This window comes from Streptomyces sp. SM1, assembly GCF_002910825.1.
Lineage (GTDB): Bacteria > Actinomycetota > Actinomycetes > Streptomycetales > Streptomycetaceae > Streptomyces > Streptomyces okerensis.
Window position 1 is genome coordinate 1 of record NZ_NEUB01001005.1, and the last position, 13,709, is coordinate 13,709.

12 protein-coding genes are annotated in these 13,709 nt (G+C 70.6%); 5 read left to right on the plus strand and 7 right to left on the minus strand.

The genetic code is table 11. The features are described from left to right. Window positions 1–186: 186 nt before the first annotated feature. Window positions 187–1,725, minus strand: coding sequence for a S8 family serine peptidase (locus B9S61_RS35950; protein WP_103545922.1), 1,539 nt, complete (start codon window positions 1,723–1,725; stop codon window positions 187–189). 56 nt (window positions 1,726–1,781) lie between these two features. Beyond that, window positions 1,782–3,311 carry a S8 family serine peptidase gene (locus tag B9S61_RS35955; RefSeq protein WP_103545923.1) on the minus strand — a complete coding sequence of 510 codons (1,530 nt, stop codon included), beginning with the start codon at window positions 3,309–3,311 and terminating at the stop codon, window positions 1,782–1,784. A gap of 266 nt (window positions 3,312–3,577) precedes the next feature. On the opposite strand from B9S61_RS35955, the gene B9S61_RS35960 reads away from it, so the two are divergent. The 3 genes from B9S61_RS35960 to moaA all read left to right on the plus strand — a co-directional run bounded on the left by B9S61_RS35960 (window position 3,578) and on the right by moaA (window position 6,710). Then, window positions 3,578–3,934, plus strand: a complete 357-nt coding sequence (locus tag B9S61_RS35960; protein WP_103545924.1) for a DUF485 domain-containing protein — start codon at window positions 3,578–3,580, stop codon at window positions 3,932–3,934. Continuing rightward, window positions 3,931–5,559: a cation acetate symporter gene (locus B9S61_RS35965; RefSeq protein WP_103545925.1), complete on the plus strand. Its 1,629-nt coding sequence runs from the start codon at window positions 3,931–3,933 to the stop codon at window positions 5,557–5,559. The genes B9S61_RS35960 and B9S61_RS35965 overlap by 4 nt, the downstream gene beginning before the upstream one ends. A 161-nt stretch (window positions 5,560–5,720) precedes the next feature. Continuing rightward, the gene (moaA, locus tag B9S61_RS35970) at window positions 5,721–6,710 is read left to right on the plus strand and encodes a GTP 3',8-cyclase MoaA (protein ID WP_103545926.1); all 990 of its coding nucleotides are present in this window, start codon (window positions 5,721–5,723) and stop codon (window positions 6,708–6,710) included. A 61-nt stretch (window positions 6,711–6,771) separates the two neighbouring features. On the opposite strand, the gene B9S61_RS35975 is transcribed toward moaA, so the two are convergent. Together B9S61_RS35975 and B9S61_RS35980 are read right to left on the minus strand one after the other, a co-directional pair. Continuing rightward, window positions 6,772–6,993: a hypothetical protein gene (locus tag B9S61_RS35975; protein ID WP_103545927.1), complete on the minus strand. Its 222-nt coding sequence runs from the start codon at window positions 6,991–6,993 to the stop codon at window positions 6,772–6,774. Between the two features lie 224 nt (window positions 6,994–7,217). Then, complete coding sequence (locus tag B9S61_RS35980; RefSeq protein ID WP_103545928.1) at window positions 7,218–7,616, minus strand: DUF3099 domain-containing protein; 399 nt, start codon at window positions 7,614–7,616, stop codon at window positions 7,218–7,220. 243 nt (window positions 7,617–7,859) lie between these two features. On the opposite strand from B9S61_RS35980, the gene B9S61_RS35985 reads away from it, so the two are divergent. After that, the gene (locus B9S61_RS35985; protein ID WP_103545929.1) at window positions 7,860–8,144 is read left to right on the plus strand and encodes a GlsB/YeaQ/YmgE family stress response membrane protein; all 285 of its coding nucleotides are present in this window, start codon (window positions 7,860–7,862) and stop codon (window positions 8,142–8,144) included. Between the two features lie 66 nt (window positions 8,145–8,210). Here B9S61_RS35985 and tyrS read toward each other — a convergent pair whose 3' ends face one another. The 3 genes from tyrS to B9S61_RS36000 all read right to left on the minus strand — a co-directional run bounded on the left by tyrS (window position 8,211) and on the right by B9S61_RS36000 (window position 12,460). Further along, window positions 8,211–9,479 carry a tyrosine--tRNA ligase gene (tyrS, locus tag B9S61_RS35990; RefSeq protein WP_103545930.1) on the minus strand — a complete coding sequence of 423 codons (1,269 nt, stop codon included), beginning with the start codon at window positions 9,477–9,479 and terminating at the stop codon, window positions 8,211–8,213. 66 nt (window positions 9,480–9,545) lie between these two features. After that, complete coding sequence (locus B9S61_RS35995) at window positions 9,546–10,940, minus strand: metallopeptidase TldD-related protein (RefSeq protein WP_103545931.1); 1,395 nt, start codon at window positions 10,938–10,940, stop codon at window positions 9,546–9,548. Further along, window positions 10,937–12,460, minus strand: coding sequence for a TldD/PmbA family protein (locus B9S61_RS36000; RefSeq protein ID WP_103545932.1), 1,524 nt, complete (start codon window positions 12,458–12,460; stop codon window positions 10,937–10,939). The genes B9S61_RS35995 and B9S61_RS36000 overlap by 4 nt, the downstream gene beginning before the upstream one ends. A 237-nt stretch (window positions 12,461–12,697) precedes the next feature. Between B9S61_RS36000 and B9S61_RS36005 the strand changes: the two genes are divergently transcribed. Next, a complete protein-coding gene (locus B9S61_RS36005; RefSeq protein ID WP_103545933.1) occupies window positions 12,698–13,651 on the plus strand; it encodes a DEAD/DEAH box helicase in 954 nt (317 codons plus the stop codon). Window positions 13,652–13,709: the final 58 nt, after the last annotated feature.

Sequence of the window (13,709 nt, forward strand, 5' to 3'; positions counted from 1 at the left end):
GGGCCGTTCGACGGCCGAGACACGTGCGAGGAGGGCGGGATCGCCGCCCAGGGCGGACCAGACGGACGCGATATCGGTCATGGCAGCACTGTGCAGCACCGGCCCGGCCGGCGTGACCGCGCCCCCGGAACAGCCGAGGGGCCGGGCGCGTCCGCCCGGCCCCTCGCTCTCGTCACTCCCGCGCGACTACCGCGTCACCGCGTCCAGCGCGTCGGCGGTGCCCCAGCCGTAGAAGCCGTTGCGGTTCCTCGGGCCCTCGCACACCGCGTCGACCTTGCCGTCGCCGTTGATGTCGTACGGGTCCGTGCAGGCGGTGGCGTCGGCCTGCGCGTACAGCAGGGCCTTCACCAGCGCCGGCGGGGCGTACGGATGCGTCGACTTGATCAGCGCGGCGACACCCGCGACATGCGGGGACGCCATCGACGTGCCCGCCATGTAGCCCCACTTGCCGCCGGGCAGTGTGCCCAGGATCAGACCGCTGGTGGCCGGCGGGGCCGGCGTCTGATAGGCCGTCGAGTCGCCACCGGGCGCGGCGATGTCGATGACTCCCCGGCCGTAGTTGGAGAACGACGACTTCAGACCCTTGGCGCCGGTCGACGCGACCGTCACCACACCCGGCAGCTGGGTCGGGATGTCGAGGCACTCGGTGGGGTCGATCACCCGGTCCGACGGGGTGCCGTCGTTCGGGGAGACCGGGTCGGTGATCTCGTCGGCCGCGAGGTCGTAGTTCTCGTTGCCGGCCGCGGCCACGTTGACCGTGCCCCTGCGCTCCGCGTACTTCGTGGCCCGGGTGACGGCCTTGAGGAGCGCCTTCTGGTCCGGGTCGTCCTCGCAGTTGAAGTACCAGGGGTCGGTGTAATAGCTGTTGTTGGTGACGTCGACCCCGTGCTCGGCCGCCCACATGAAGCCGCACACCACGGCCTCGGTGTAGAAGTAGCCGTCCGGGTTGGACACCTTGATGCCCGAGACCTTCACCCCGGGCGCCACGCCGGTCATGCCGATGCCGTTCTTCGCGGCGGCGATCTCACCGGCGACATGCGTGCCGTGCGGGCTCTCCTCCGCGCTCGGCCGCCAGGCGCCGTCGCTGGTGTCCGGCTTGCCCGTCACGCAGTTGACCGACGCGGCCCGGTCGAAGTTGGGCGCGATGTCCGGGTGGGTGTCGTCGACGCCGGTGTCGATGACGGCGACGGTCACCCGCGAGCTGCCCAGCGACTTCTCGTGCGCCTTGTCCGCCTTGATGGCGGGCAGGTCCCACTGGAGTCCCTGGAGCGGATCCTGCCCGTCCACGGCCTCGGCCCGCGCCTCGGCGACCTCGGCGGCGCCGAGCACCCGCGGGGTGCCCATGTCCGCGGTGACGGCCGACGGCAGCGGCGCGTTCCGGGTGGCACCGGCCGACTGCACACCGCGCACCGTGCGGACGGTCCTGGCGAAGTCGGCGTTCGAGGAGTGGACGACGATGACGCCGATCCGGTCGTACGACGTCACGATCGTGCCGCCGGCCTCGGCGATCGCCTTCTTCACATGCGCCGGAGCGCCGTGCCCGCCCCGCACGTTGACCACGTAGCTGAGCGATTCCGCGGCGGCGTCGGCGGGCGCCGCGGCCGGCCGTCCGTCGGCGGGGGCGGCGGTGGCCGCGGTGTTCGGCAGGAACGCCAGCGCGGTCGCCATGGCCATACCGGCCGGGAGGACGAGCGCGCGGCGGCGGCGCGGCTGAGACGCTGTCATGAAGTCTCCAGTTCGTTCACTGTTGCGGTGCGGACGGGGCATGCCGGACCACGGGCTCACTTGACGGCGCGGAGCGCGTCGACGATGCCGAATCCGTAGAAACCGTTGACCCGGTCACCGCCCTCGCATGTCGCGTCCTGTGTGCCGTCACCGTCCTGGTCGTACGACTCCGGGCAGCCGGGGTTGTTCGCCTGGACCTTGAGCAGCGTCTGCAGCATCGCCGGAGTGGCCCACGGGTGCTTGGACTTCAGCAGCGCGGCGACACCGGCGGCGTGCGGCGAGGCCATCGACGTGCCCTGCAGGAAGGCGTACTCGCCGTTCGGCATCGTGGACAGGATGCGGCCGTCCTTCGACGGCGTGTCCGGCAGCTGGTAGCGGCGGTCGCCGCCCGGCGCGGCGACATCCACGACTCCGTGGCCGTACGTGGAGTAGTACGACTTGAGGTTCTGCACCCCCGTCGCGCTGACCGTGACCACGCCCGGCAGCTGGGTCGGCAGGTCGTAGCACTCGCTCGGGTCGATGGTGCGCTCGACCGGCGTGGTGTCGTTCGGGCTCGACGCGTCGTCGATCGCGTCCGAGGCCAGGTCGTGGTTGGAGTTGCCGGCCGAGGCCAGGTGCAGCGTGCCCTTGCGCTGCGCGTAGAGCTGCGCCCGGTTGACCGCGTCGACGATGGCCTTCTGGTCCGGGTCGTCCATGCAGTTGTACAGCCACGGGTCCACGTAGTAGCTGTTGTTCGTGATCTCCACACCGTGGTCGGCGGCGAAGACGAACGCGCAGACGACGTTCTCCGGGTAGAACAGGCCGTTGTCCGGGTCGCTGACCTTGATGCCGGCCACCTTGACGCCGGGTGCGACACCGGCGACGCCGATGCCGTTGCGGGCCGCGGCGATCTCACCGGCCACATGCGTGCCGTGGTAGTCGTCGTCCGTGTACGGCCGCCAGGCGCCCTCGCTGGTGTCCGCCTCGCCGCCCACGCAGTTGGCCGACTGGGAGGCCGAGAAGTTCGGTGCCAGGTCGGGGTGGGTGTCGTCGACGCCGGTGTCGATCACGGCGACGGTCACCCTGCCGCTGCCCGGGTTGATCTTCGCGGCCTTGTCGGCGCCGATCGCCCGCAGGTCCCACTGGTCGGCCTCGAGCGGCTCGCTGCCGGGGGTCTGCGCGGAGGCGGCCCGCGTCCGCGCGGCCTCGGCGGCCGTCACGTAGTCGGCGGCGCCCTCGTCCGTCGTCCCCGCGCGGGTCAGCGGCGCGGTACGGGTGGCGCCGGCCGACTTCACGCCGCGGGCCTCGCGGATCTCCTTGCCGAAGTCCGGGTTCGCCGAATGGGCGACGATCACACCGATCCGGTCGTAGGTGACCACGACGGTTCCGCCGGCCTTGCCGATCGCCCGCTCCACCGAGGCGATCGTGCGGCGGTCCACCTTGGTGTTGACGACGTACGCCAAGGCGGGCGCGTCCGCCGCCTGCACGGCCGGCACCGTCCGCGGGGCCGCCGAGGCCGCAGCCGGCAGGAAGCCGAGCGAGGCGGTCAGGGACAGCACGACGGGCACGGCGAGGGCGAGCCGGCGTCTGGAACGCAGATGAGCCATGGGATCTCCACATCATCCGGAAAAGAAACCTGCCCGAGACACGGGTGGTGCTCGGGCAGGTACATGACGGGGTGGTGCAGGGTGAAGCTATCCCGCGCGCTCGCCGGCCAGCAATCATTTGCGGGAAACGGCTTCGCAGAACGGCCGGGGAAAAGTAGTGCCGACCGTTGAACCGGTCCTCGCGTGGCGCCGTGCCCTTGGGCAGGAAGGCCGAGGACACTCGCCTTTCGTCCCCGCCCGACAGAACCGCAACGCGAGGAGACTCCGTGGCCGCCGAAGCACCGCCCCCCTCGACAGAACAACACAAACTCCCCACGCCCGAGGAGTTCATCGCGGTGCAGGAGAGCGCTGAGTTCGGTGAACTGCGCCGCTCCCACCGCTCCTTCGCCTTCCCGCTGACCATCGGCTTCATCGTCTGGTACCTGCTGTACGTGCTGCTCTCCAGCTACGCGGGCGACTTCATGGGCGCCAAGCTGTTCGGCAACATCAACGTCGCCTTCGTCTTCGGCGTACTGCAGTTCGTCACCACGTTCCTCATCGCGTGGTGGTACTCCCGGCACGCCGCGGCCAACCTCGACCCCAAGGCCGAGGCCATCAAGATCCGTATGGAGGGCGGCGCATGAGCCCCTCGATGACCACCGTCCAGCTCGCCGCGAACGAGGCGAGCGAGCACCGCCCGCTGATCATCACGCTGTTCGCGCTGTTCGTCCTCGCGACCCTCGGCATCACCGTCTGGGCGGGCCGGCAGACCAAGGACGCCGCCGACTTCTACGCGGGCGGACGGCAGTTCAGCGCGTTCCAGAACGGACTCGCGGTCTCCGGCGACTACATGTCGGCCGCGTCCTTCCTCGGCATCGCGGGCGCCATCGCCCTCTTCGGCTACGACGGCTTCCTCTACTCCATCGGCTTCCTGGTCGCCTGGCTGGTCGCTCTCCTCCTGGTCGCCGAGCCGCTGCGGAACTCCGGCCGCTACACGATGGGCGACGTCCTCGCCTACCGCATGCGCCAGCGCCCGGTGCGCACCGCCGCCGGCACCTCCACCATCGTCGTGTCGATCTTCTACCTGCTGGCCCAGATGGCGGGCGCGGGCATCCTCGTCTCGCTGCTGCTCGGCATCACCTCCGACGCGGGCAAGATCCTCATCGTCGCCCTCGTCGGCATCCTGATGATCGTGTACGTCTCCATCGGCGGTATGAAGGGCACCACCTGGGTCCAGATGGTCAAGGCCGTGCTGCTCATCGGCGGCACGATCCTCATCACCTTCCTGGTGCTGCTGAAGTTCAACTTCAACATCTCCGACCTGCTGGGCAGCGCCGCCGAGAACAGCGGCAAGGGCGAAGCGTTCCTGGAGCCCGGTCTGAAGTACGGCGTGGACAGCATGACCAAGCTGGACTTCCTCTCCCTCGGCATCGCCCTGGTGCTCGGCACCGCCGGCCTGCCGCACATCCTGATCCGCTTCTACACCGTCCCCGACGCCAAGGCCGCCCGTAAGTCCGTGAACTGGGCCATCGGCATCATCGGCGGCTTCTACCTGATGACCATCGCCCTCGGCTTCGGCGCCGCGGCACTGATCTCCCAGGAGGAGATCATCGCCTCCAACGCGTCCGGCAACACGGCGGCCCCGCTGCTCGCCCTGCACGTGGGCGGCGTCGACTCGGCCTGGGGCGCGATCCTGCTCGCGACCATCTCGGCGGTCGCCTTCGCGACCATCCTCGCCGTGGTCGCCGGACTCACCCTCGCCTCGTCGTCCTCCTTCGCCCACGACATCTACGCCAACGTCATCCGCAAGGGGAAGGCCACGGAGAAGGAGGAGATGAAGGCGGCCCGCTGGGCGACCGTCCTCATCGGCATCGTCTCCATCGCGCTCGGTTCCCTCGCCCGCGACCTCAACGTGGCCGGCCTGGTCGCCCTGGCCTTCGCGGTCGCCGCGTCCGCCAACCTGCCGACCATCCTCTACAGCCTGTTCTGGAAGCGCTTCACCACCCAGGGCGCGCTCTGGTCGATCTACGGCGGTCTCATCGTCGCCGTCGGCCTGGTGCTGTTCTCGCCCGTCGTCTCCGGCTCCGCGAACTCGATGTTCCCGGACGTCGACTTCTCCTGGTTCCCGCTGCAGAACCCGGGCCTCATCTCCATCCCCTTCGGCTTCCTGATGGGCTGGCTCGGCACCGTCCTGTCCAAGGAGGAGCCGGACGTCAAGAAGTACGCGGAGCTGGAGGTCCGGTCGCTGACCGGCACCGGCGCCCACTGATCCGCACCCCGCGCGGCGGCCGCGTCGTGGGACCCCCTGGAGGTCCCTGCGACGCGGCCGCCGCGCGTCTCGTCACACCCGGCCGATGTGGGTTGTCGGTGGCGTCACGTAGGCTCGCGGGTACGAGACAGGAGTGATCCGCGTCGAGCGAGGGGGCCCACGTGCTCATCGACACCTACGGCCGAGTGGCAACCGACCTGAGGGTCTCGCTGACCGACCGGTGCAATCTGCGCTGCACCTACTGCATGCCCGAGGAGGGGCTGCAGTGGCTGGCCAAGCCCGACCTGCTCACCGACGACGAGATCGTCCGCCTCATCGACATCGCCGTCACCTCCCTGGGCATCGAGGAGGTCCGCTTCACCGGCGGCGAGCCCCTGCTCCGCCCCGGCCTGGCCGGCATCGTCGAGCGGGTCGCCGCCCTGGAGCCCCGGCCGCAGATGTCCCTCACCACCAACGGCATCGGCCTGCGGCGCACCGCCGCCGCCCTGAAGGAGGCGGGCCTGGACCGGGTCAACGTCTCCCTGGACACCCTGCGCCCCGACGTCTTCAAGACCCTCACTCGCCGCGACCGCCACAAGGACGTCCTCGACGGCCTGTACGCGGCCCGTGAGGCCGGCCTGACCCCCGTGAAGGTCAACTCGGTCCTGATGCCGGGGCTCAACGACGACGAGGCCCCCGACCTCCTCGCCTGGGCCGTGGAGCACGACTACGAACTGCGCTTCATCGAGCAGATGCCCCTGGACGCCCAGCACGGCTGGAAGCGCGACGGCATGATCACCGCCGGGGACATCCTCACCTCCCTGCGCACCCGATTCGAGCTGACCCCCGAGGGCGAGGAGGCGCGCGGCTCCGCGCCGGCCGAGCGCTGGCTGGTCGACGGCGGCCCGCACCGCGTCGGTGTCATCGCCTCCGTCACCCGCCCCTTCTGCGCCGCCTGCGACCGCACCCGCCTCACCGCCGACGGACAGGTGCGCACCTGCCTCTTCGCCACCGAGGAGACCGACCTCCGCGCGGCGCTGCGCTCCGACGCCGGCGACGAGGAGATCGCCCGTCTCTGGAAGCGGGCCATGTGGGGCAAGAAGGCGGGAGCGGGCCTCGACGACCCGACGTTCGTCCAGCCGGACCGGCCGATGTCCGCGATCGGCGGCTAGCCGCCGGCCACGGCGTGCACCCACCCGCGAGCGACCGTCCCCACTCCCGTCCCCAGGGCGCTCAGACGTCCCGCGCTTCCCACTCCCCGAACGGGACGACGTCCTTCAGGAACCCGCGCACCCCGAGGAACTGCGACAGGTGCTCCCGGTGCTCCTCGCAGGCCAGCCACGTCTTCCGCCGCTCGGGCGTGTGCACCTTCGGGTTGTTCCACGCCAGCACCCAGGCGGCGGCGGCACGGCAGCCCTTGGCGGAACAGATCGGTGTCTCGGGATCAGGGACCATCACACACTGACCCTAACCCGGTGGGAAAAGGCGACGCCGAGCAGCCACGGGGGGAGCTGCCCGGCGTCGGTCCGTCGCTCCGACGGGGGATGCGGAGCGCGTACGAAGTATGTCACGGGTCACCCCGCACCCGGCACCGTAAGCACATGATTGATCTGAGCTTTTCTTGAGCTTGGCGGGGAAGTGTCTTCCGCCGGCCGCCCTGTCCCCTCACGCCCCGATGCTCACGACCGCTCGGGCCGCTCCGTTCGTTCGCCCGGCGCGGGCTGGGACGCCACATCTTCCGCATCGGATTCCGCGCCACCGTCATTCGTCCGCGACGGCGCGATCATCGGCTTCATCGGCGTCGTCACGAAGGTCGACGGCAGCGACGGCGCGTTCTCGCGCCCGGCGTTGGCGATCACCACCGCCACGTACGGCAGTACCGCCCCGAGCACCAGCGCCACGATCGCGACATGCCGCTCGACGTTCCACAGCGTGGTCGCGAGGATGACCGAGATCGTACGGACGGCCATCGAGATGACGTAGCGGCGCTGCCGCCGGCGTACGTCCTCCTGGAGGCCTGTCCGGGCACCGGTGATCCGGAACACCTGGGCGCCGGCACCGCCGCGCTGCTTCCGCATCACATTCCACCATCCGCCCGCATCGGACCTTCCCCGACCTCACCGTCCCGCGACCCGGTAGGGGAGACCGGACCCCGACAGGTCCACGTTACGCCGCCCGTACGCGGGTCGGGAGCCCGGGTCCGGTCCGCCCCGGCCGTACTGCCTGCGCCGTTGCGCGTATGCCGCACCCGACGTGCGGCGTACCGCGTCTCGGCCGACACTGGTCGCAATGCTCGCGTCAAGCCGTACGAGGAGGCATCCATGGGCTGGTTGTGGGCGATCATCGTGGGATTCGTGCTCGGCCTGATCGCCAAGGCGGTGATCCCCGGCAAGCAGCACATCCCGCTGTGGCTGGCCACCATCTGTGGAATGGTCGGCGCCGTCGCGGGCAACGCCATCGCGCGGGGATTCGGCATCGAGGAGACCCGGGGCATCGACTGGGGACGGCATATCTTCCAGCTGGCCGCCGCCATCGTGATCGTATTCTTCGTGGACATGCTGTACACCACGATGAAGCGGAGGAAGCACGAAGGGCAACGCGCCTGACCCGGTGCGCCGCGACGGCGAAGGGGCGACGCCCGGCGCCCGCCGGGAACCGCCCCCGTCGCCGGCTCAGCCCGCCGTGACCTCCACCGACGCCAGGTTCTTCTTGCCCCGGCGCAGCACCAGCCAGCGCCCGTGCAGCAGGTCGTCCACGGCGGGGACGGCGTCCTCGGCGGTCACCTTGACGTTGTTCACGTAGGCACCGCCCTCCTTCACCGTGCGCCGCGCGGCCGACTTGCTCGGCACCAGACCGACCTCGGCGAACAGGTCGACGACCGGACCGAGCCCGGCCACCTCGACGTGCGGAAGCTCGGAGAGCGCCGCCGCCAGCGTGCGGTCGTCCAGCTCCGCCAGCTCGCCCTGGCCGAAGAGGGCCTTCGACGCGGCGATCACGGCGGCCGTCTGGCCGGCGCCGTGCACCAGCGTCGTCAGCTCCTCCGCCAGCGCGCGCTGTGCGGCACGGGCCTGCGGGCGCTCCTCGGTCTGCCGCTCCAGCTCCTCCAGCTCCTCGCGGGACCTGAAGGACAGGATCCGCATGTAGCCCGGGATGTCCCGGTCGTCCGTGTTCAGCCAGAACTGGTAGAACGCGTACGGCGTCGTCATCTCCGGGTCGAGCCAGACGGCGCCGCCCTCGGTCTTGCCGAACTTGGTGCCGTCCGCCTTCGTCATCAGCGGCGTGGCGTAGGCGTGGGCGACGGCGTCCGGCTCCAGCCGGTGCAGCAGGTCCAGGCCCGCCGTGAGGTTGCCCCACTGGTCGCTGCCGCCCTGCTGCATCGTGCAGCCGTAGCGCCGGTACAGCTGGAGGAAGTCCATCGCCTGCAGCAGCTGGTAGCTGAACTCCGTGTAGCTGATGCCCTCGGAGGACTCCAGACGCCGGGCGACCGAGTCCTTCGTCAGCATCTTGTTGACGCGGAAGTGCTTGCCGATGTCCCGCAGGAACTCGATCGCGGAGAGGTTCTGCGTCCAGTCGAGGTTGTTGACCATCGTGGCCGCGTTCTCGCCCTCGAAGGTCAGGAAGGGCTCGATCTGGCCACGCAGCCGCTCGACCCAGCCCGCGACGGTCTCCGGCGGGTTCAGCGTCCGCTCGGCGGTCGGGCGCGGGTCACCGATCTGCCCGGTGGCCCCGCCGACCAGCGCCAGCGGCCGGTGACCGGCCTGCTGGAGCCGGCGCAGGGTGAGCACCTGCACGAGATGCCCCACGTGCAGGGACGGAGCGGTCGGGTCGAAGCCGCAATAGAACGTGACGGGACCGTCCGCGAGCGCCCTGCGCAAAGCGTCCTCGTCGGTGGACTGGGCGAACAGCCCGCGCCACTTCAGCTCGTCGACGATGTCCGTCACGGTTCTCGCGTCTCCTCGATGGTCTACGGCCGGTCGGGTGACGGCCGATGGTGAACGCCTACGAGGTTATACGCCCTGGCTGACCGAACTCATATGGAAATCGGGGACCCGCAGCGCCGGCATCGCGGCCCTGGTGAACCAGTCGCTCCACTCCCTGGGCAGCGTCCTCTCCGTACGGCCCGCCTCCGCGGCCCGGCCGAGCAGGTCCACCGGGGACTCGTTGAACCGGAAGTTGTTGACCTCCCCGGTGACCTCGCCGTTCTCGACGAGATACACCCCGTCCCGGGTCAGCCCCGTGAGCAGCAGCGTCGCCGGATCGACCTCGCGGATGTACCAGAGGCAGGTCAGCAGCAGCCCGCGCTCCGTGGCCGCGACCATCTCCTCCAGGGACTGGTCGCCGCCGCCGTCCAGGATCAGGTTGTCGATCCCGGGCGCCACCGGCAGCCCGGTCAGACCCGCGCCGTGCCTGCTGGTCGTCAGCCGGTTCAGCTCACCCTCGCGGACCCACTCCGTGGCCTGCAGCGGCAGCCCGTTGTCGAACACCGACCGGTCGCCGCCCGAGGAGTGCGCGATCACGAAGGGCGCCGACTCCAGACCCGGCTCGTTCGGGTCGCTGCGCAGGGTCAGCGGCAGAGCGGCCAGCCGCTCGCCGACCCGGGTGCCGCCGCCCGGCCGGGAGAACACCGTGCGGCCCTCCGCCGCGTCCCGCCCCGACGCCGACCACAGCTGGTAGATCAGCAGATCCGCCACCGCGGACGGCGGCAGCAGCGTCTCGTACCGGCCCGCGGGCAGCTCCAGACGCCGCTCGGCCCAGCCCAGCCGTACGGCCAGCTCGGCGTCGAGCGCGGTCGGGTCGACGTCCTTGAAGTCCCGCGTCGAGCGCCCCGCCCACGCCGACCGGGTACGGTCCGGCGACTTGGCGTTCAGCTCCAGCGTGCCGTTCGGCTGGTCGTGCCGCAGCCGCAGCCCCGACGAGGTGCCGACATAGCTGGAGACCAGCTCGTGGTTGGCGAAGCCGTACAGCTCCCGGCCACCGGCACGCGCCCGACCGAACGCCTCGCCCAGCGCCGGGGCGAAGTCCGCGAACACGGCGGAGGAGGTCTCGGCGGGCGCCTCCGTGAACCCGGGGGAGGGGGCCACCCCGGTGACCAGGGGCTGCGCGTCCTCGGCCGGACCCGCACCCCGCGCGGCGGCCTCGGCGGCGCGCACCAGCGGCTCCAGTTCGTCGACCGTGACCGCCGACCGGGACACCACCCCGGAGGCCGTGCCCTCGGCGCCGTCCACCGTGGCGATCACGGTGAGCGTGCGCCCGCGCGTGACACCGTTCGTGGTCAGCGCGTTGCCCGCCCAGCGCAGATTGGCGGTCGACTCCTCGTCGGCGATCACGACACAGCCGTCGGCCCGGGACAGCTCGAGCGCGCGCTCGACGATCTCGTACGGCTTGTTCACAGGCGCGCTCATCGCCCGGCCTCCTGCGTGGTGTTGAGGATGTTGACTCCCTTGAACAGGGCGGACGGGCAGCCGTGCGACACCGCGGCCACCTGCCCCGGCTGGGCCTTGCCGCAGTTGAAGGCACCGCCCAGGACATACGTCTGCGGACCGCCGACCGCCGCCATGGAACCCCAGAAGTCCGTGGTCGTGGCCTGGTAGGCGACGTCCCGCAGCTGCCCCGCCAGCCGCCCGTTCTCGATCCGGTAGAAGCGCTGCCCGGTGAACTGGAAGTTGTACCGCTGCATGTCGATCGACCACGACCGGTCACCGACGACATAGATGCCCCGGTCCACGCCCCCGATCAGATCCTCCGTCGACATCCCGGCCGGGTCCGGTGCCAGCGACACGTTCGCCATCCGCTGCACCGGCACATGCCCGGGGGAGTCCGCGAACGCGCACCCGTTCGACCGTTCGAACCCGGTCAGCCTCGCGATCCGCCGGTCCAGCTGGTATCCGACCAGCGTGCCGTCCTTCACCAGGTCCCAGGACTGCGCCTCGACACCCTCGTCGTCGTAGCCGACCGTCGCCAGCCCGTGCTCGGCGGTGCGGTCACCGGTGACGTTCATCAGCTCGGAGCCGTACCTGAGCTTGCCCAGCTGGTCGAACGTGGCGAACGACGTCCCCGCGTACGCCGCCTCGTAGCCGAGCGCCCGGTCCAGCTCGGTGGCGTGCCCGATGGACTCGTGGATCGTCAGCCACAGGTTGGACGGGTCCACCACCAGGTCGTACAGCCCCGCCTCGACGCTCGGCGCCCGCATCTTCTCGGCGAGCAGCTCCGGAATCCGCGCCAGCTCGCCGTCCCAGTCCCAGCCGGTGCCGGTCAGATACTCCCAGCCGCGCCCGACGGGCGGCGCGACGGTCCGCATCGAGTCGAACTCGCCGCTGGAGTCGTCCACGGACACGGCCGTGAACGAGGGATGCAGCCGCACCCGCTGCTGCGTCGTCACGGTCCCGGCGGTGTCCGCGTAGAACTTGTTCTCGTGCACGGTGAGCAGCGAGGCGTCGACGTGGTCCACCCCGTTCGCCGCCAGCAGCCGGGCGCTCCACTCGGCCAGCAGCCCGGCCTTCTCCCCGTCGGGCACGGCGAACGGATCGATCCCGTACGACGACACCCAGGTCTTCTCGGAGTGCACCGGCTCGTCGGCCAGCTCCACCCTCTCGTCCGACCCGGCCGCCCGGATCACCTGCGCGGACAGCTTCGCCATCGCCACGGCCCGCGAGGCGACCTTGGCGGCGGCGTCGAGGGTCAGGTCCACCCCGGACGCGAACCCCCAGGTCCCCCCGTGCACCACGCGCACCGCGTACCCCAGGTCGGTGGTGTCCGACGACCCGGCCGGCCTGGCGTCCCTCAGCCGCCAGGACGCGCTGCGCACCCGCTCCAGACGGAAGTCCGCGTGCTCCGCCCCGAGCGCCCGCGCGCGGGCGAGCGCGGCGTCGGCGAGGGCACGCAGCGGCAGTGCCAGGAACGACTGATCGACTTCATGGGGCACGGGTGGAAATCCCTTCGGGGCTTGCCTGTACTGACCGTTGGGGGCAGTGAACCACGTCTCACGTCGCGGGCTCCCCTGAAATGCCTGGAGCGCACGGACGGCAAACCACCGGCGAAACGGGTGGGGTGGGGCAGTAGGGTGAATCAGTTGCGTGGTCCGTCGTCCGGCGGGTGTCTGATGCAAAGACGTGGCACGTGACCCAGCGGATGCACGTGATCAAGGGGGGCCGACCGACCCATGGACGTTTTCGGTGTCCATCACGACCTCATCGCCGAGTACGAGGCGTTCACCAGCTCCCTCGTCGCCGTGCGGGACCCGGACATCGAGAGTCAACTCGCCGGCGAGCGCGAGCGCAAGACCCGTTGGCCCGACCCCAAACTCGCACTGAATCCCACATTCCGCAGCGGCGGAACGGTCGCCTCGCTGTGCGACGACGGTCTGCTGCACCCGATGTGCCGGGAGTACTTCCGGCACAAGACGCACCCGAACGACCCCGGCAGCCGCACGCTCTCCCTCCACCGGCATCAGCGCGAGGCCATCGTCGCGGCCGATCGCGGAGACTCACATGTGCTGACCACGGGTACGGGCTCGGGCAAGAGCCTGACCTACATCGTGCCGATCGTCGACACGGTGCTGCGGCACCCGAATCCCGACGGGATCTCGGCGATCGTCGTCTATCCCGTGAACGCGCTGGCCAACAGTCGGCTCCACGAGTTGGAGAAGTACCTCACCTGGGGCGTCCCCGACGGCCCGCCCAAGGTGACCTTCGCGCGGTACACCGGCCAGGAGGATTCCGGGCGGAAGCTCCAGGTCCTGAGGAACAAGCCGGACATCCTGCTCACCAACTACGTCATGCCGGAGTACCTCCTCACCCGCCCCGACGAGCGGCGGGAGCTGATCGGCGCCGCTCGTGGCCTGCGCTTCCTCGCCCTCGACGAGCTCGCCCACCCCTCCCTCACGCCGCCCCCGGCTCAGGGCCTGCGCCACCCTCCGGGCACCAGCCCGCTGACCCGCGTCATCCCGGCCGGAGGCCCGCCGAAGCACCCGACCGCACCAACGGCCAAGAAGAAGCGTCGGGGCAAGTCCGCCTCCGACCAGTTGGGCGGAGGCCTGTTCGGCCTGGACGAGGTCGAGGGCGGCGACATACAGCTCGACATGCTCAACATGTTCGGTGAGGGCGAGCAGGAGTAGGGCAGCGGGTACAGACCAACGGGCGGGCACGAGGTCAACCCTCGTGCCCGCCCGTGAA

Excerpts from the sequence above, each read along its gene's own strand:
- B9S61_RS35950 (WP_103545922.1), bottom strand. The coding sequence starts at position 1,725 with ATGACAGCGTCTCAGCCGCGCCGCCGCCGCGCGCTCGTCCTCCCGGCC.
- B9S61_RS35980 (WP_103545928.1), bottom strand. The coding sequence starts at position 7,616 with ATGCGGAAGCAGCGCGGCGGTGCCGGCGCCCAGGTGTTCCGGATCACC.
- B9S61_RS35965 (WP_103545925.1), top strand. The coding sequence starts at position 3,931 with ATGAGCCCCTCGATGACCACCGTCCAGCTCGCCGCGAACGAGGCGAGC.
- B9S61_RS35985 (WP_103545929.1), top strand. The coding sequence starts at position 7,860 with ATGGGCTGGTTGTGGGCGATCATCGTGGGATTCGTGCTCGGCCTGATC.
- B9S61_RS36005 (WP_103545933.1), top strand. The coding sequence starts at position 12,698 with ATGGACGTTTTCGGTGTCCATCACGACCTCATCGCCGAGTACGAGGCG.
- B9S61_RS35995 (WP_103545931.1), bottom strand. The coding sequence starts at position 10,940 with ATGAGCGCGCCTGTGAACAAGCCGTACGAGATCGTCGAGCGCGCGCTC.
- B9S61_RS35975 (WP_103545927.1), bottom strand. The coding sequence starts at position 6,993 with ATGGTCCCTGATCCCGAGACACCGATCTGTTCCGCCAAGGGCTGCCGT.
- B9S61_RS35955 (WP_103545923.1), bottom strand. The coding sequence starts at position 3,311 with ATGGCTCATCTGCGTTCCAGACGCCGGCTCGCCCTCGCCGTGCCCGTC.